Source organism: Streptomyces sp. NPDC104096 (genome assembly GCF_055584385.1).
Genome location: NZ_JBVJMD010000017.1, coordinates 118,547 through 135,733, shown reverse-complemented (window position 1 = coordinate 135,733; position 17,187 = coordinate 118,547). Strand labels below are relative to the sequence as shown.

12 protein-coding genes are annotated in these 17,187 nt (G+C 71.1%); 9 read left to right on the top strand and 3 right to left on the bottom strand.

Annotated features, from left to right (window positions below; genetic code table 11):
• Positions 1-140 precede the first annotated feature (140 nt).
• Positions 141-4,250: an nSTAND1 domain-containing NTPase gene (locus tag ACZ60B_RS19735; protein ID WP_469388564.1), complete on the bottom strand. Its 4,110-nt coding sequence runs from the start codon at positions 4,248-4,250 to the stop codon at positions 141-143.
• Positions 4,251-4,800: 550 nt separating this feature from the next.
• Between ACZ60B_RS19735 and ACZ60B_RS19730 the strand changes: the two genes are divergently transcribed.
• Positions 4,801-6,003, top strand: a complete 1,203-nt coding sequence (locus ACZ60B_RS19730) for a hypothetical protein (protein WP_469388562.1) — start codon at positions 4,801-4,803, stop codon at positions 6,001-6,003.
• A 227-nt stretch (positions 6,004-6,230) separates the two neighbouring features.
• Positions 6,231-6,950 (top strand): type II toxin-antitoxin system PemK/MazF family toxin, encoded by a 720-nt coding sequence (locus tag ACZ60B_RS19725; protein WP_469388561.1) that lies wholly within the window; start codon positions 6,231-6,233, stop codon positions 6,948-6,950.
• Positions 6,951-7,048: 98 nt separating this feature from the next.
• On the opposite strand, the gene ACZ60B_RS19720 is transcribed toward ACZ60B_RS19725, so the two are convergent.
• Positions 7,049-7,231: a hypothetical protein gene (locus ACZ60B_RS19720; RefSeq protein ID WP_469388559.1), complete on the bottom strand. Its 183-nt coding sequence runs from the start codon at positions 7,229-7,231 to the stop codon at positions 7,049-7,051.
• Between the two features lie 66 nt (positions 7,232-7,297).
• The gene (locus tag ACZ60B_RS19715) at positions 7,298-7,564 is read right to left on the bottom strand and encodes a hypothetical protein (RefSeq protein WP_469388557.1); all 267 of its coding nucleotides are present in this window, start codon (positions 7,562-7,564) and stop codon (positions 7,298-7,300) included.
• Between the two features lie 353 nt (positions 7,565-7,917).
• Between ACZ60B_RS19715 and ACZ60B_RS19710 the strand changes: the two genes are divergently transcribed.
• From ACZ60B_RS19710 to asnB, 7 genes are all read left to right on the top strand, one after another.
• Positions 7,918-9,354, top strand: coding sequence for an MFS transporter (locus ACZ60B_RS19710; protein ID WP_469388556.1), 1,437 nt, complete (start codon positions 7,918-7,920; stop codon positions 9,352-9,354).
• An 833-nt stretch (positions 9,355-10,187) separates the two neighbouring features.
• A complete protein-coding gene (locus tag ACZ60B_RS19705; protein ID WP_469388596.1) occupies positions 10,188-10,364 on the top strand; it encodes an NAD(P)-dependent oxidoreductase in 177 nt (58 codons plus the stop codon).
• A gap of 175 nt (positions 10,365-10,539) precedes the next feature.
• A complete protein-coding gene (locus ACZ60B_RS19700) occupies positions 10,540-11,976 on the top strand; it encodes a M20/M25/M40 family metallo-hydrolase (protein WP_469388554.1) in 1,437 nt (478 codons plus the stop codon).
• Positions 11,973-12,953 carry a 2,3-diaminopropionate biosynthesis protein SbnA gene (gene sbnA, locus ACZ60B_RS19695; RefSeq protein ID WP_469388553.1) on the top strand — a complete coding sequence of 327 codons (981 nt, stop codon included), beginning with the start codon at positions 11,973-11,975 and terminating at the stop codon, positions 12,951-12,953. Before ACZ60B_RS19700 ends, sbnA begins: the two co-directional genes overlap by 4 nt.
• Before the next feature lie 75 nt (positions 12,954-13,028).
• Positions 13,029-14,036, top strand: coding sequence for a 2,3-diaminopropionate biosynthesis protein SbnB (gene sbnB, locus ACZ60B_RS19690; protein ID WP_469388551.1), 1,008 nt, complete (start codon positions 13,029-13,031; stop codon positions 14,034-14,036).
• A gap of 40 nt (positions 14,037-14,076) precedes the next feature.
• Positions 14,077-15,345: a phenylacetate--CoA ligase family protein gene (locus ACZ60B_RS19685; protein WP_469388549.1), complete on the top strand. Its 1,269-nt coding sequence runs from the start codon at positions 14,077-14,079 to the stop codon at positions 15,343-15,345.
• A 3-nt stretch (positions 15,346-15,348) separates the two neighbouring features.
• Positions 15,349-17,151, top strand: a complete 1,803-nt coding sequence (gene asnB / locus ACZ60B_RS19680) for an asparagine synthase (glutamine-hydrolyzing) (protein WP_469388548.1) — start codon at positions 15,349-15,351, stop codon at positions 17,149-17,151.
• Positions 17,152-17,187 lie beyond the last annotated feature (36 nt).

Below are 17,187 nucleotides of genomic sequence, written 5' to 3'. Positions count from 1 at the left end.
CCACCGGCACGCAAGCGCCCGACCGCTGGCGACGGGGGATGCACCAGCGATCGGGCTATGGCCAAGCCTAACAAGGCTGCTCGCTCGGCGGAGGACGACTGCTCGGCCCCCCGGGCGCTGTGATCGGGATCACCCGGATGTCAGGGGGCGCACGGGGGGTCGTAGGAGAGCCGGGGCAGGTATTCGTGCCATTTCGCCCGGGTCAGGACCCCGCGCGTGGTCGAGCAGATGTGCCGGACGGCCGCGTCTGCGTCCAGATTCCACAGCCGTACGGTGTCGGCGCCGCTGGACACCCCGAGCAGCCGGCTGCCGGGCCCGAACGACAGGAAGTTGCCCGTCTTGGCGTTGGGGCTCAGCGACTGCCCGATGGGCGTGGCGTCGGAGGGGTCGGCGATGTTCCACAGCCGTACGGTGTTGTCGTTGCCGCCGCTCGCCAGGGTGCGGCCGTCCGCGCTGAACGTCAGCGACACGACCGCCTCGGTGTGACCGGTGAGCGGGGAGCCCAGCCGTCCGGCCCGGCCGGGGTCGGCGATGTCCCACAGCCGTACGGTGTCGTCGTCGCTGCCACTGGCCAGCGTGTGCCCGTCCGGGCCGAAGGCGAGCGTGTTGACGGGACCGAGATGTCCGGTGAGCGGCGCGCCGAGCGGGACGGCGGCGGCCGGGTCGGTCACGTTCCACAGCCGTACGGTGTCGTCCGCGCCGCCGCTGGCCAGCGTCCGCCCGTCCGGGCTGAACGCGAGGGTGTACACGTATCCCCGGTGGCCGGTCAGCGGGCTGCCCAGGGGCCGCAGTCGGGCCGGGTCGGTGGCGTCCCACAGCCTTATGGTGCGGTCGTCGTAGGCGGTCGCGAGGGTGTGTCCGTCCGGGCTGAACGCCAGCGCGTCGGGGCCCGCGTACCGGGTCCGCAGCGCCACGGGCGGCGCGTGGGGCACCGGCCGGGCCGGGTCGGCGACGTTCCACAGCTGCACCGCCCGGCTTCCGGTCAGCACCGCCAGCGTGCGCCCGTCGGGGGAGAACACCAGCGAGCGCACGTCGCCCTCCTCGGGCGCGAACGGCGTGCCCAGCTGCACCGGCCGGCCGGGCGTGCGCACGCTCCACAGCCGGACCCGCTGGTCGCGCGCGGCCGTGGCGAGCACCCGGCCGTCCGGCCGGAACGCCCCGATCCGGCCGATCATGTCGGACGTCGGTATCGACCACAGCCGGACCTTGCTGTCGCCGCTGCCGGTGGCGAGGGTGCGGCCGTCCGGACTGAAGCCCAGGGCGTACATCTCGCCGCTGCTGCCCGCGAGGGGCTCGCCGACCTGCGAGGGGTAGGCCGGGTCGCTGACGTTCCACAGGCTCGCCGTGCTGTCCGCGCTGGCCGAGGCGAGCATGGTCCCGTCCGGGCTGAAGGCCACCGACCAGACGGGTCCGGTGTGGCCGGCCAGCGGTGTGCCGAGCGGGACGGCGGCGGCCGGGTCGGTCACGTTCCACAGCCGTACGGTGTCGTCCGCGCTGCCGTCGGCGAGCGTGCGCCCGTCGGGACTGAAGGCCAGCGAGTGCACCGTGCCGGTGTGGCCGGTCAGTGCCGCGCCGACGCGCACGGGCCGCCGCGGGTCGGCCGTGTTCCACAGCCGTACGGTGTTGTCGTCGCCCCCGGCCGCCAGCGTGCGCCCGTCGGGGCTGAACGCCACGGAGCGCACCGCGGCCGAGGCCCCCCGCAGCGCGCCGATCGCCTCCGGGCGGCCCGGGTCGGCCGTGCTCCACAGCCGTACGGTGTGGTCCTCGCAGGCGGCGGCCAGGGTGCGGCCGTCGGGACCGAACGCGAGCAGGTAGATCGTCCCGCCGTGGCCGGGGACCGGCTTGCCGAGCGGCCGGGGCCGGGCGGGGTCGGCCATGTCCCACAGCCGGATCGTGCCGTCGTCGCCGGCCGCGGCCAGGGTGCGGCCGTCCGGGCTGAAGACCGCGCTGCTCACCCAACTCGTGGGCCCGGTCAGGGGCTTGCCGAGCGGCTTCGGGCGGGTCGGGTCCGACACGTCCCACAGCCGTACGGTCCGGTCGTAGCTGGCGGTGGCCAGCAGCCGGCCGTCCGGGCTGAACGAGGTGAGGTAGACGGCGCCGGTGTGGCCGAGGAGCGGGGTGGCCAGCGGCGCGTTCACGATCGAGACCAGCCGGTTGTTCGCGCCCTCGTCGTCCGGCCTCAGCCGGTGCGCCACCAGGTCGAGCTGGGCGGACAGCGACGGATCCGTGTACTGGACGCGGTCCGCCTCGGCGACCACCTGCTCGAACACCGCGTCGTTGCGCTGCTGCCAGGCGACCACCGCCGAACCGACGGCCAGCAGCGCCAGGACGACCAGCGCCGACACCGCGCTCCGGCCGATCCACACGGTGCGCCTGCGCAGCCGTACCGAGGCGGCCAGGAACTCCATCGCGCCGCGGGTCAGGAAGGTGTCCCCGGCGGTCTTCGCCCAGGTACGGGCCTGCTCCAGCCGGGAACCGCGGTAGAGCAGCGAGAGGTCGCGGCCCGATCCCTCCCAGGACCGGCCGTCCTCCTCCAGCCGCTGGCGCAGCAGATGGTCGTTGCGGTCCTCGTCGATCCAGTCGCGCAGCCGCGGCCAGGCGTGCAGCAGCGCCTCGTGGGTGATCTCCACGGTCTCCGAGTCGAGCGTCACCAGCCGGGCGCGCACCAGTGCCTCCAGCGACTCCTCCGTCTTGCCGGGGTCCGTCGACTCCTCGGCGAGCTGGCGCCGGGTCCCGCGTCGGCGGGTCGCCTGGGTGTCCTCGCCGAGGCGGACCAGCCTGAGCAGCAGCAGTCGCGCGGCCGTGCGGGCCGCCGGGTCGAGACCGGACCAGGCCTGTTCGGCGGTCGCCGCCACCGCTCCCTGGATCCCGCCCGCCGCGCGGTAGCCGGCCAGCGTCAGCCGCCCCGCCTTGCGCCGCTGCCAGGTGGCGAGCAGCGCGTGGGACAGCAGCGGCAGCACCCCCGCGTCGTGCGCCCCGCGGGGGCCGTCGGCGCTCACCTCCCGCACGATCAGTTCCGCGAGACCCGGTTCCAGCTCCAGCCCCACCGCCCTGGCCGGTCCGGTCACCGCCTCGCGCAGCTCGGTGCCGGTCAGCGGGCCCAGCACCATGTGCCGGTGCTGGAGCGCGTCGGACAGCTCGGGGTGGCCGAGGCACTGCTCGTAGAAGTCGGCGCGGACGCCCAGGACCACGAGCACGGGAGGCGGGGCGTCCGGGCCGCCGTCCGGTGCGCCGCCGTCCGGTGCGCCGGGGTCGGTGGGGCCGGCGGGCGTGCAGGCGGCGTGCAGGAGCCGGATGAAGATCCGCCGGTCCGTCTCGTCGGAGCAGAGGGTGAAGGCCTCCTCGAACTGGTCCACGATGACGACCGGCCGGGCGGCCGAGGCCGACGCGCGGCGCGCCCACGCCGTGACGGCCTCCCGTACGGCGTGGGCGAAGCGCGGGGTACCGGCCGCCCGCGCGGCGCCCGCGGACCGCGGCGCGCCCGGCTCGGCGGCGGCCGCGTCCCGCGCGCCCGCGACGACCTCGCGCAGTCCGGGTATCCGCCGGGTGAGCTCCGCGAGCGGATCGGCCCCCGGCACCAGTTGGAGCACTTCTCGGGCCCCGCCGTCCGGCTCGCCCTCGGCGCCGCCGGGCGCGCCCTCCCGCAGCGCGGGCACCAGCCCGGCGTTGAGCAGGGAGGACTTGCCCGCACCCGAGGCGCCCACGAGCATGACCAGGCCGCCGGTGCGCTCCGCAGCGCGGAGCTGGGCGACCAGGGAGCCGGTGCTGCGTTCCCGGCCGAAGAACCACCGGGTGTCCTGCGGACGGTAGGGAGCGAGCCCGCGGTACGGGCACACCCCGGCGGGGACGGTCACGGCGTCGGCCGGCGGCTGTCCCGGCTCAGCCGTCGCGGCGGCCGGGTGGTCGCCGACCGGGTCGGCCACCGCCCGCTCCCACAGCCGCTGCCACTGGACCAGGTCGTACAGGCCGGTGGACACCGGCGTGGGCCGGGCGCGCCGGGCCTCGGGGATCAGGATGTGCAGCACCGCGGCGAGGGCGGTGAACTGGGCGGGTACGTTCCGGGCCCGCCGCCAGTCGCTGATCCGCTGCACGGACACCCGTACGGGCCGGCCGCGTTCGTCGAACCGCTGCAACCGCACGACCGCGTCGGACACGCTCCGCAGCGGCGGGTTGCCGGCCTCCCGGTACAGCAGCGCGAGGCGTTCCGCGAAGGCCGTGCGTGCCCCCGAGTCGGAACTCAAGGTCCCCACCCCTTACTTCCCCGCACTGGAACGTCCGGACCGGAAAACCCACTTTATACGGCTGACCTGCGAAGAAAGCTTTGTTCCGGCCTCGGAACCTCCTCTGCGGGCGCCTCGGCTGGCAGGATCATGCCGTAGCGGAGCGGTGACGGGTTGTCGCACACGCGGTCGACCAGCCCGGCGTCCGGAGGGACACCTCATGACACCGTACGTTCTCGGCCGGATTCGGCCGGGACCACGGGCCGGCGGCCGAGGCCGCGGCGCATGAGTCCGGCGGGTCCCGCGGAGCCGGCCCCCTTGGGGCGGGTCCGCGCCCGACCACGGAGCCGGCCCTTCCGGGGCCGTGCCGACCCGCCGCGGCGGCACGGGCCGACGCCGTTCGCGGCACCGCTCGACACCGGTCCCCACGAGGGGAGGGACCGGTGCCGGACGATCCGGCACCGGCCGCTGCACACAGAGGCCGTCTTCCCGGTGGAGGACGGCCTCGGAGCCGTTTCCGGCGGTCCGGAGGTGCCGAACCCGTCGCGCAGAATGGTTCCTTCCTGACAGGCTCGGACCTGTGACGTACGTAGTGACCGTGGACACCTGCATCCCGGAGGGGACTCCGGAGATGGACCCGCTGCAACGTGCCGGCGCCGTGGCACTCATCGAAGAGGGATTCGACTCCGTCAGGTCCGTCGAAGGACCCGACGGGGTGGAGGTCGAACTGCTCGACAGCGTCGTGGCCGTCCACCCCGGCGGCGCCCTGTTGAAGGTCGTCGTGGACGCCCCGGCCCTGGAGCTCGCCGAGGAGTCGGTGCAGGCGCTGGTGGACGAACTGCTGGAGCGCACGGAGCTCCTGGTCGACTGGACGATCGAGCGGTGCGAGGTCGAGCTGCACGAGGACCTGGCCAGGAAGAGCCTCGACGCGGCCGACGGCCCCGACGCCCCGCCCGACGACCCGGCCGCCCGCAGGGCCCGCCACATCGAGGACCGCGCGGCGGAGGACACCGAGGCCCTCCCCGACGCCGAGGCGAAGTCGGCGGCCGTCCGGGCCCGGATGATGGACCTGGCCGACGAACTCCGCTCGTTCTCCCCGTCGGTGTTCGGCGCGCCGGACGGGGACGAGAACGGGACAGGGACAGGGGCAGGAACAGGGACAGGGACAGGGGCAGGACTCGGGTTCGGGCTCGGGGAGGAACCGGACCGGGCGGAGCGCGCGGTCCCCGCGGAGAGCGCCAGACTCGCCGCCGGCGCCCTGGTCCACGCGACCGACATCCTGGTGGACGGGCTGTTCCAGGACATGCAGGTCCTGACCCAGGAGGACGCCACCGTCGCCGAGTGCGAGGGCCCGCTGTGGCACCTGGAGCGCCTGCCCGACCGCTATGCGCTCCGGTACGACGCCCACTTCGCCCGCCGCTTCCTGGTGACGGTCATCGCCATGACCACGCGCTTCACCGACGGCAGCTTCCAGCGGCTGAGCTGTGTCGCCGAGGAACTCGCCCTGAGGTTCCTGCTGAGCGAGACGATCACCGCCCTGGAACTGCACGGCCTCCTGGACGACGACGTCGCGGCCGCCCTCGACGCGTTCGCGGGCAACGTCTACGAGGACATGGACCACGAGTGGCTCTACGACGGCTCGCTGCACGGCACCGACGAGGCCGCCCCGGGTGCCGCGCCGGGAGCCGCCCCCATGTCCTTCCGGTCCTGGTTCACCCCGTTCGACCCGGGCAGGTACGTACACCCGTCGGCGACGGACGAGGCGGAGAGCGCGGCGCGCTGAGGCCTTGCGTACCCGAACTCCGCGCAGGTGAGAGCTAGTTCGTAAGGCTTGTGTGAAGGGCTTGTGTGTGGGGCGTGAATCTCCTTATGCTCGCGATCTTGCAGCGGGATGCGCGAGCCGATCTCGCTCGCAAGGCGAACGGCATCCGCTGCCGGCTCTGGTGACAGGGCGCCATCCACACGGGCCGACCCGGCTCGAACGGGACCGGCCGGCAAGACGGGAGCCTCATGCTTCACAAGCTCAAGACGCACCTGGGCGACTTCCTCGCCCCGAGCAGCACCCGGCCCCTCACCTGGGCGATCCACCTCGTGTGGCCCCTGGCGGCGGCCTATGCGGCATCCCTGTTCCTCGACCCGCACGGCGACCGCGTACTCGCGGTCCTCTCGGTCCCCGCCTACGCCTGCGCGGCGTACGTCTGGTGGCGGTTCGCCAAGGCCGTCAGCTGGAAGCTTCCCGCGACCCTCCAGCCGGTCGTCCGGGACCTGCTGGCCGTGGTCCTCACGGCCCCGGTCCTCTTCATGGCCGGCCAGCTCGGCGTGGTGGTGATCCTCCTCGCGCTCGTCGCCGTCCCGCTGTACCTCTGGTACCTCTTCCGCAACCGCGGCACCGCCCCGAACGTCCGGGCGGGCCAGGTCTGGTGGGCCGAGGTCGCCTTCAAGGAGGACGACGGGACGAGCAAGGACCGGCCGGTCATCATCAGGTCCGTCCACTCCGGCTCCGTCGAGGCGTTCTACGTCACCAGCCAGGACAAGGACGACCGCCCCGGCTTCACCCGCCTGGAGTGCGCCTCCACCTGGGACGCGCAGGGCCGGCAGAGCTGGGTCGAGTACATCGAGACCCGCACCGTCCGGCTCACCGACCTGCGCCGTCCCGGCGGGACCCTGCCGTACCAGGAGTTCACCCGCCTGTGCAGTCTCCACGCCAACGAGACGGCGGCCTGGTCCTGACCACGTCCGGGCCCGGAGCCCCGGCGGCACCGGCGACGGCGAAGGGCGCCCCGGAGGTCTCCGGGGCGCCCTTCCCGGTGGTCGTCGGAGACGGTTGCTCAGCGCACGTCCACGTAGGAGCCGGACGCGAGGTGGACCGCGACCCAGGTGCCGTCCTGCTTCGCGGTGAAGCGGGCGGTGAAGCGGCCGTGCGAGTCGGTCTTGACGGTGCCCAGGGTCGTCCAGGACGTCTTGCCCTTGGCCTGGAAGACGATGTACACGCGCTGCTTGGCGAACGCCACCCACTTGGTTGGCGCCGAACTTGATCTGCGCGCTGGAGTGGTCCAGCCGGATCCGGCTCGGGCTGATCACGACCGGCAGGGTCTTCGAGTCGACGACCACATAGGTGTTCGTGCCGTCGGGGTGTCCGAAGGCGTGTCGGACGGGGCGTCGGTCGGAGTGCCGGTGGGCGTGTCCGCCGAGGTGGGCTCGGCCGTCGGGCTCGCGGTCGCGGCGGCCGTCGGGTCCTGCCCCGGTGTGTCACCGTCGGCCGCGAACGCCGACGCGGGCGCGGCGAGGAGCGCGGCGCCCAGTGCGGCGGACACGGCCGCCGACACCGAAGAGCGTGTTCTCACTGCTGGGTTCCCCCACGGGAATGGCGCGGCCGCGCTGCCCCGAAGGCGACGTGCCGGGGCCCGAGGTGGCTGCGGGTCGGAATGACGAGTTCGTACGTATCCGGCAGGGCGAGGACGTCGAGCGCACCCATGAAGGCCGGCGCGCGGGTCCGCCCCGGCCGTGCCGCAGGTAGCCGTAGCCGTCGGGGCCGTGGACCGGTCGGTGTTCGGTGAGGGGTTCGGATGCCATGTCAGGAGCGTCGTGGGCGTTGAACGGCCTTGAAATGAAGCTCTGTTGCACTTGCCGCCGGCCCGATGGCCCGATGACCCCTACACCGAACCCCGGATGTGCGGGCCGAGGCCCGGCTGAGAGCATGGTCGGCATGGCTCAGACACCCGCCGACACCCGCATACCCACCCGCTCGTCCCGCAAGGCCGTGCCGACCTGGGTGGTGGTGTTCACGGTGTGCGCGGGGCAGTTCCTCGTCGTCCTCGACGTGTCGGTGGTCAACACCGCGCTGCCGTCGATGCGGGCCGGCCTGGGGCTCAGTGCGATCGGGTTGCAGTGGGTGGTCAACGCGTACTCGATCGCTTTCGCCGGGTTCATGCTGCTCGGCGGCCGGGCCGGGGACCTGTTCGGGCGCAAGCGGATGTTCCTCGTCGGGCTCTCCCTGTTCACGGCCGCTTCCCTGGCGGGCGGACTCGCCCAGGAGGGCTGGCAGCTGCTCGCCGCCCGGGCCGTCCAGGGCCTTGGCGCGGCCGTGCTCGCCCCGTCCACGCTCACCCTGCTCACCTCGGCCGTGTCCGAAGGGCCCGCGCGGGTGCGGGTCATCGGGACCTGGACGGCGGTCGGTGCGGGCGGCGGTGCGGTCGGTGGCGCGGTCGGCGGAGTGCTCACCGATCTGATTTCCTGGCGCTGGGTGCTGCTCATCAACGTGCCCGTCGGTGTGCTCGTCCTCGTGGCGGGCGTCCGCTGGCTGACCGAGAGCCGGGGCGGCGAGAGGCGGCGGCTCGATCTGCCGGGCGCGCTGCTTGTCACGGCGGGCCTCGCCACGCTCGCGTACGGGATCGTGCAGACCGAGGTCGAAGGGTGGACGGCGCCCGCGACGTTCGTGCCACTCGCTGCAGGGCTGCTGCTCATCGTGGCGTTCCTCCTGGTCGAGGCGCGGACCAAGGCTCCGCTGATGCCGCTCGGGCTCTTCCGGGTGCGGTCGGTGGCGGCGGCGAACGCGACGATGATGATCTCCGGCGCGGCCATGTTCGCCATGTGGTTCTTCATGACGGTGTACGCGCAGAACGTGCTCGGCTACTCGCCGGTCCAGGCCGGATTCGCCCTCGTACCGTCGTCGTTGACGGGGGTCGTCGGCTCGAAGCTGGCGCCGCGCCTGATGCCGCGGATCGGGGCGAAGAACGTCACGGTCGTCGGGCTCCTGGTAGCCGCGGCCGGGGTCGGCTGGCAGTCGACGATGACCCCGGACGGCTCGTATGTCACGTCGATCCTGCTGCCGGGCATGCTGATGATGCTCGGTGCGGGCCTGGCCTCGACGCCTCTCTCGTCCCTGGCGACGTCGGGCGCTGCGCCCGGTGACGTGGGTCTGGTGTCCGGCCTTGTCAACACGTCGCGCACGATGGGCGGCGCGCTCGGCCTGTCGATCCTGTCGACGGTCGCGGCGGCGCGCACGGCCGGAGCGCCGGGTGCGGCGGCCCTCACGGACGGGTACGCGGCCGCGTTCCGCACGAGTGGGCTGATTCTGCTCGGTGGCGTGGTGCTCGTCCTGCTGTGGATGCCCAGGGCCGACCGGGAACGGTGACTCGTCGGATCGGCCAGAGCTGTCAACTCCACTGATCCGTAAGACAGTTACCCGTAACGAGCCGCGCTCCGGCGGTCCGGAGCGGCGATGGCTCCACACCGCGAGGCCGCTGTCACGGCAACCCGGAGATCAGGTAGCAGCGGGCACACGGCCTGCCCCCCCTCGGGGCAACAGCGGGCGAGGGAGTGATCTAGGGCACAAGGGCTCCCCTTCCCCCAAGATCGAACTAAACGCTAGGCTTCTTTACCGAAGCGAACCGGACAGTTGGTTTTTGAGACAGGCCGACCTTTTCTGAACCTGCCCTAGGAGAGCTCCATGCCTTCGCCTGTGGTGATCCTGAACGACGAACTTCCCGATACTGCCGTCAGTGGCCTGAAGGCTACGTGCGACGTTCGCCGAGTTGGCGGCCATGGTGGCTTGGACCTGTTCGTAGCGCTGTCCGATGCGGATGCCCTGATCGTGCGCAGCGACACTCAGGTGCTCGGCGTGCGCCGTGGCTGCACGTCATTGGCCGCGCCGGGTGGGCCTGGACGACACAGACCCCATCGCTGTTGTCGGGTGCGGCGCTGTCGTGGTTGACGCTCCCGATTACAGCACCTCGAGCGTCCCCGAATTCGCGGTGGGCCTCATCCTTGCCTCTGCTCGCCGCATCATGGTCGCGGAACACTCGCTTCGAGCCGGCGAGTGACGCGGACGGATCTCGTAGGTCTCGAACTGGCGGGTCGCACCGTGGGGTTCCTCGTACGCGCCCCGTATGCCGACACCGCCGACGAGGACCTCCGCTTCGGCGGTCCTGACGAACTCCTTGCGGCGAGCAAGGTCGTCACCCCGTCCTGCCGCACGCCATCGGTACCGCAAGACTCGTCAGGGCTCAGGGGCCGTCGCCGATGTGGCCCACCGCGCACCTGGTCGACTCGGCACGTGGCGGCCTCGACAACGAGTCCGTGCTCGTCGAGGCACTCCGCAGAGGCCGCTTGGCGAGCACCGTTTCAGACATCGTACACCTTTGAACTTCCGGGTATGTCGGCGCCGCCGAACATCCTGGGGGCACATCACCTCGGGGCCGGTACATCCGATGCTCGGCCCCGAGCAGGCCAGGCCGCCATCCGTACGGTCCTGGCTGCACCGGCCCCGGCACCCACCACCGCCTGAGCACCCGCACCCGCCCCGCATGTTGGAGAAACCTTGACTACTCCCTGCTCGGCCGAGACCGTGCGCTCCCTGTTACCCAGGGCCCGCGATGACCTCGCGGAACTGGTCGCGCTGCGCACCGTCGTCGGTATTTCACCGCCGGACCAGTTCGATCGCGCGGCCGACCGGATCGCCGCCATGCTCGCGGATGCCGGTTTCCCCGAGACCCGACTGCTTTCCACCGATGAGGGTCCCAAGACGGTGTACGCTCGCCGGCCCGGACCCCCCGGCGCACCGTGCGTGGTGCTCTACGCGCACTACGACGTCGTCTCCGCACAGGACGAAGCCTCTTGGCGTACACCCCCGTTCGAACTGACCGAACGCGAGGGGCGTTGGTACGGCCGGGGCAGTGCGGACTGCAAGGGCAACGTCGTCATGCACCTCACGGCGTTACGCGCACTTCAGGAAGCCCTGCCTCACGAGCCCTACCCGGACATCGACTTGGCCGTCCTCGTCGACGGCTGTGAGGAACCCGGCGACGGCAGCCTCGAGAAAGTGCTGCGAGCCCATCCGGACCTGCCGACGCCGGACGTGGTCGTCGTCGCCGACACCGGGAACGTCGAGTCCGGCATCCCCACCCTCACCACCTCCCTGCGAGGCATGGCAGTAGTGGAGATCGAGCTCTCCACGCTGTCCAAGACGCTGCACTCGGGCCAGTTCGGCGGGCCCGTGCCCGACGCCATGACCGCTCTGATCCGTCTCCTGGCCACGTTGCACGACAGCCAGGGGACACCCTGTGTGCCGGGGCCCGGCGCCGGTGGGACGGCGCGACCCCGTGCCGCCGCCGAGTACTCCGAGACGGACCTGCGCGCCGATGCCGGCGTCCTGGACGGTGTCGCGCTCATCGGCACCGGCAGCATCGCCGACCGGCTGTGGAGCCGGCCCGCCATCACCGTGCTCGCCGTGCAGTCGCCGCAACTTGACGACGCGGTGCCCGCGTTGCTGCCCTCGGCGAAAGCGCTGATCAGTGTGCGCACCCCGCCTGGTGCGGACGTGTCCCGAGTCCACGAGGAACTGGCCGATCACTTGCGTCGGCAGGTGCCTTGGGGTGCGCACATGAAAATCCGGCGTGTCACAAGCGGCCCGTCCTTTCTCGCCGACTCCGGGGGACAGGCCCATGCCGAGATGCGCCACGCCCTGCACGGTGCCTTCGGCGTGCCGGCCCGCGACGTGGGGGCCGGTGGCTCCATCGCCGTCTGCTCCGTCCTCCGGAGGCTCTATCCGGACACGGAGATCCTCCTGTGCGGCGTCGAGGACCCGCCCTCGCAGATCCACGGCATCGACGAGAGCGTGAGCCCGAACGAGATCGCCTCTCTGGCTCATGCCGAGGTCCTCTTCCTGCGCCGCCTCGCCGCCCTCCGGACGAACCCGCGCAGATCAGGTGAAGACGCTCCCCGTCTGTCGTCGGCCGACCCGCAGGGGGACCGATGATCTACCAGCACGCCTGCGAAATCGTCACCGACGAGGTCTTCCTCGAACTGGACGGCATCCTGCCGGACCGTCAGCTCTTCCTGAAGCTGGAAGGGATGAACCCGGCCGGGTCGGTAAAGCTCAAGTCCGCGCTGGGCATGGTGGAGGACGCCGAACGCAAGGGTGTGCTCCTGCCCGGCGGCCGGATCGTCGAGTCCTCCTCCGGCAGCCTCGGCATCGCCCTGTCCATGATCGCCGCCTCGCGCGGATATCACTTCACCTGCGTGACCGACCCGAACATCTCCCCGCACAGTCTGGCGCTTCTCCGCGCCTTGGGAACCGAGGTCATCCAGGTCACGCAGAAGGACCACAACGGCGGCTACCTCGGCACCCGCATCGCCCTCATCCATGAGATGACCGGGTCCGACCCGAACCTCGTGTGGCTCAACCAGTACGCCAACCCCGCCAACGCGCAGGCACACGCGCGGCGGACCGCCACCTCGATACTCAAGAACATCGGGCACGTCGACACCCTGCTGGTCGGTGCCGGAACCACCGGCACCCTCATGGGCTGCACGCGTCACTTCCGTATGTTCTCCCCCTGGACGAGGATCGTCGCAGTGGACACCGCCGGATCGGTCACCTTCGGCGGCCCGCCCGGCCCACGCCACATCCCCGGCCTCGGCACCAGCCGCCGTCCCGAACTGTGCCGGCCCGAGCAGGTGGACGAGGTGATCCTCGTCGACGAGCGCGACGCCGTACGCATGTGCCGACGCATGGCCCTTGAACACGGACTGCCGCTCGGCGGCTCCACCGGATCTGTGCTCGCCGCCCTGGAATCGATTGCCGACAGGGTCCCCACGGGCTCGCGCGTGGTGGCGCTCTCCCCGGACATGGGCGACCGCTACGTCAAGACGATCTACGACGACATGTGGGTGGCCGACACCTTCGGCACGGGTGTCCTCGACGACTCCGCCGGACGTCCCGTCGCCGTGTGACCCGATGCCTGCGTCCTCGCCAGGCCACATCCGCACCCCTGCTGAGACCAGCAACCAGACAAGGGAAACCTCTGCATGTTCGACTTCCACGTCGTGGGCGGCGCCGCCCTGCGCACCCTCATCGACGCCTCTCGTCCCGACATCGTCGAGACGGTCCGTTCCGCCTACCTCACCCACGGTGACGGCGAATCGGTCAACCCGAACAGCTACTTCCTGCGCTTCCCGGAGAAGCCGGACGCCCGCATCATCGCGTTGCCCGCCCACCTCGGTGGCGACTACGGCGTCTCAGGGATCAAGTGGATCGCCAGTTACCCGCGTAACATCGAGCGCAACATTCCACGCGCCTCGGCCGCACTGCTGCTCAACGACTACGAGACGGGCTATCCCTTCGCCTGCCTGGAGGCGTCCCAGATCAGCTCCGCCCGCACCGCCGCGTCCGCCGTCCTGGGTGCCCAGGAACTGACGGGTGGCCGTACCGCGGACCGAATATGCCTGGTGGGCGCAGGAATCATCGCGCGTAACATCGCCGAATTCTTCGCCGGACAGTCGTGGACCGTGAACCGCTTCGTCGTGCACGACCAGAACGCTTCCTACGCGGATGCGCTCACCAGGCACATCGGTGAACTCGGATACGGCGCCGAGCGCGCGGACTCTTTCGAACAGGCCACGGCTGACGCCGACATCGTCGTCTTCGCCACGACCGCGCCCGAGCCCTGGGTGACCCGGCCCGATGCCTTCGCCGCCGGACAGACCGTCCTCAACATCTCGCTGCGAGACCTCGGCGCGGACGTCATCGCCGGTGCGCAGAACATCCTCGACGACGTCGACCACTGCCTGACGGCCAATACCTCCCCGCACCTGGCGGAACAGCAGCTCGGGCACCGCGACTTCATCGACGGCACCCTCGCGCACGTGATCCGCGGCGAGGTCGCCCCCGCAGCCGACCGACCGCGCATCTTCTCGCCCTTCGGCCTCGGTGTCCTCGACCTCGCCGTCGGACAGCGCCTCTACCAGCAGGCCGTCGACAAGGGCCTCGCGGTCTCGGTGCCGGACTTCTTCGGCGAGACGGAGCGCTGGAGCTGACGCTCGCACGCGCTCACTTCCCGTCTCACGAAAGGTCGCCATGCCGAACACCACCACCCTTGCAGCTCTCAAGTCCTCCGGTTCCGCGCAGGGTGCGGAACTGGCCGCCCTCGCGGCCGGCCACGCCCAGCGATTCCCCTGGTACCGCGAACTCCTTCTGCGCCGCGGAGCCCTGGGCTCCGGAGACCTGTCCGATCTTCCTCTCGTGGACACCGGTCTGCTCGGCGCGCACTACTACACCGCCGATTACCCCCAACTGCCCGGTGCCTCTGCCTACCGCACCTCGGGAACCTCTGGCGGACAGCGCAAGCGCATCCTCTACTCGACCGCTGATGACGACGCGTACATTGCCCAACGTCGCGCACTGTTCGGGGAGTTCACCGCGTCGGTACCGCGTGGCGCGGTGGCCGTCGCGGACCTGGGCACCGGCCACGCCGCCGCCTCGGCCCGGCGTGTCTTCGTGGAACTCGGTTACGAGGCTCACGACATCGACTTCACCCGTCCTGTGGAAGAGCACGTCGCGAAGCTCAACGCGTGGCGACCTGACGTCTTCTTCACCATGCCGATGATCCTCGACCGGCTCCTCCAGGCCCGGCCCGCTCTGGACATCCGGCCGCAGAAGATCATGGTCGTGGGCGATGTCGCGCCCCCCGCATGGCGTGCCCACGTGGCCGAACGATTCGGCCTGCGGTCCGAGGACGTCCTGGACGTGTTCGGCTCGATCGAGATAGGGGCCATCGGCTATTCGTGCGCCGAGACGGGCCTGTACCACTTCCACGACCACATCGTTCCCGAAGTCCTGACTCCCGAAGAGCTGAGCCGGCACACCGAGAACGACCTGGTCCCGTCCCGGCAGGAAGGCAGCGGGGCGCTCCTGCTCACGTCCTTCACCCGTGACTACTTCCCCGCGGTGCGCTACGTGACCGGCGACGCCGTCACCGGTCTGCGCCGCATCCACCACAAGGGCCGCGAGGTGTTCGCGTTCGAACGCATCGACGGACGGCTCGCCGGCGACTTCAAGCACGGTGAGCGGATCAGCAACCACGACCTGGCGCAGATCATGGCGGAGGTCTTCCCCGGCCACCCGTTCGAGGCGGGTGACGACGACGGCCTGGTCATCAGGGTCGTCGCCGAAACGGTGGACGACCACCAGGTCACCGCGGTCCGCGCGGCCGTGGACCGGCGGGCTCCCGATGTCGCGCAGATGATCGCGTCCGGACTGGTCGGACCGGTGCGCGTGCATGCCGTCACGCCGGACGGACTCCGGTCGGGCCAGGCCAAGCGACGCCTCGACCTGAAGGAGGGCTGACCGGTGTGCGGAATAGCTGGAACAGTGTCCCTGGGACATGCTTCTGCCCACACCTCGTACGCCCTCGCCGCCTGTGCGGCCATGGCGCACCGAGGCCCGGACGAGACGGGGTCCTTCACCACGTCGGACGCGTCCCTGGCGATGTGCAGGCTGAAGGTCATCGGCCTGCACGACGGCTCCCAGCCCGTCTTCAGCGACGACGGCACGGTCGTATGCGTCCTCAACGGCGAGATCTACAACCACCAGGAACTGCGCGCCTTCCTCGCCTCGCGAGGACGCCCGGTCCACGGCGGCAGCGACGCGCAGGTGCTGCCGCACCTCTACCAGGAACTGGGCGAGCACTTCGTCGAGCGGCTGCACGGCATGTTCGCCGTCGCCGTGTACGACACCCGTGAGGACCGGCTCGTCCTGGCCACCGACCGGGTCGGCAAGAAGCCGCTGTTCTACGCGAAGCCGGACGGTGATTCGGTGGCGTTCGCGTCGGAGCTGCCCGCGCTGATGCTGCACCCCGGCATCGGCCGGGACATCGACCCCCTTGCCGTGGACCAGTACCTCGGTTACCGGGTGGTCCCCGCGCCGCACACGATCTACCAGCACGTCCGCAAACTGGAGCCGGCGACGACTCTGGTCCTGGAACGGGGCCGGCCCGAACGCCGCCGCAGGTACTGGCAGTTCGACTTCACCGCCGAGCTCACCGATCTGCCGCAGGCCGATATCGACGACCGCATCGACGCGCTGCTCCAGCAGGCCGTGCACGACCGGTTGGAGTCGGAGGTGCCGCTCGGCGCGATGCTCAGCGGCGGGCTCGACTCCAGCCTCGTGGTGGCCATGGCCACCAGGCAGCTCGGCAGGCCCCTGCACACGTTCTCCGTCGGGTTCGAGCACGCTGCCTTCGACGAGTCGGTGCACGCTCGTGCCGTGGCCGAGCACTGCGGCACCCGGCACCACACGTACCGGATCGGTCCGCAGGACGCGATGGAGGCCGTCGACACCATCCTCAGCCACATGGGGGAGCCGTACGCCTTCCCCTCCGCGATCGCGGCCTCCTGCATGTACAAGTTGGCCAGGCAGTACGTGACCGTGGTGCTGACCGGCGACGGATCCGACGAGATCTTCTGCGGCTACGGCCGGTACCAGCGCCTGCGCGACCTCTCAGTGGGAGGGAACCTCGCAGATCGCTACGAGGGCGTCCTGCTGGACGGCGTTCCCCAGGCGCTCAAGAGCCGACTGTACGCGGCCGACTTCGCCGCACGGCTGCCGCGCCAACCGCACAATTACCTGCGGGCCCGCTTCGACCGCACCGACCCCTCGGTCCCCGACCTGGACCGCGCCATGCAGGTCGACAGCGGATTCTGGCTGTCCGACGCCCAGTTGGTGAAGATCGACCGGATGTCGATGGCGCACTCCGTCGAACCCCGCAGCCCTCTGCTCGACCACCGGCTGATCGACTTCGTGACCCGTATTCCCGCGGACCGCAAGCTTGTCGGCCGCCAGGAGAAGGCCCCGCTCAAGCGGGTGGCCGCCCGTTACCTGCCCCGACAGGTCCTGGACCGCCGCAAGCAGGAACTGGCCGTGCCCCTGGAGAGCTGGCTGGGCACGGAGCTGCGGTCCACGATCAGTGACACTCTGACATCCGAAGCCGCCCTGGAACGTGGCTACTTCGACCCGGATGCCCTGCGCTCCACCGTCCACGAGTTCCGCCCCGAGCACAGCTACGCGCTGTGGACGCTCTACATGCTCGAGCGCTGGCACCAACTGCAAGAGGACAGCACGGCCCGTGACAAGGCCGCTGTCGCCCACGCCTGACGCCCGGGCCCTCCACCGACCACCGGCCTGTCCGAA

What these genes read in the sequence shown, in the direction of transcription:
- ACZ60B_RS19725 (WP_469388561.1), top strand. Translation starts at nt 6,231, where the DNA reads ATGCTTCACAAGCTCAAGACGCACCTGGGCGACTTCCTCGCCCCGAGC.
- ACZ60B_RS19710 (WP_469388556.1), top strand. Translation starts at nt 7,918, where the DNA reads ATGGTCGGCATGGCTCAGACACCCGCCGACACCCGCATACCCACCCGC.
- sbnA (WP_469388553.1), top strand. Translation starts at nt 11,973, where the DNA reads ATGATCTACCAGCACGCCTGCGAAATCGTCACCGACGAGGTCTTCCTC.
- sbnB (WP_469388551.1), top strand. Translation starts at nt 13,029, where the DNA reads ATGTTCGACTTCCACGTCGTGGGCGGCGCCGCCCTGCGCACCCTCATC.
- ACZ60B_RS19685 (WP_469388549.1), top strand. Translation starts at nt 14,077, where the DNA reads ATGCCGAACACCACCACCCTTGCAGCTCTCAAGTCCTCCGGTTCCGCG.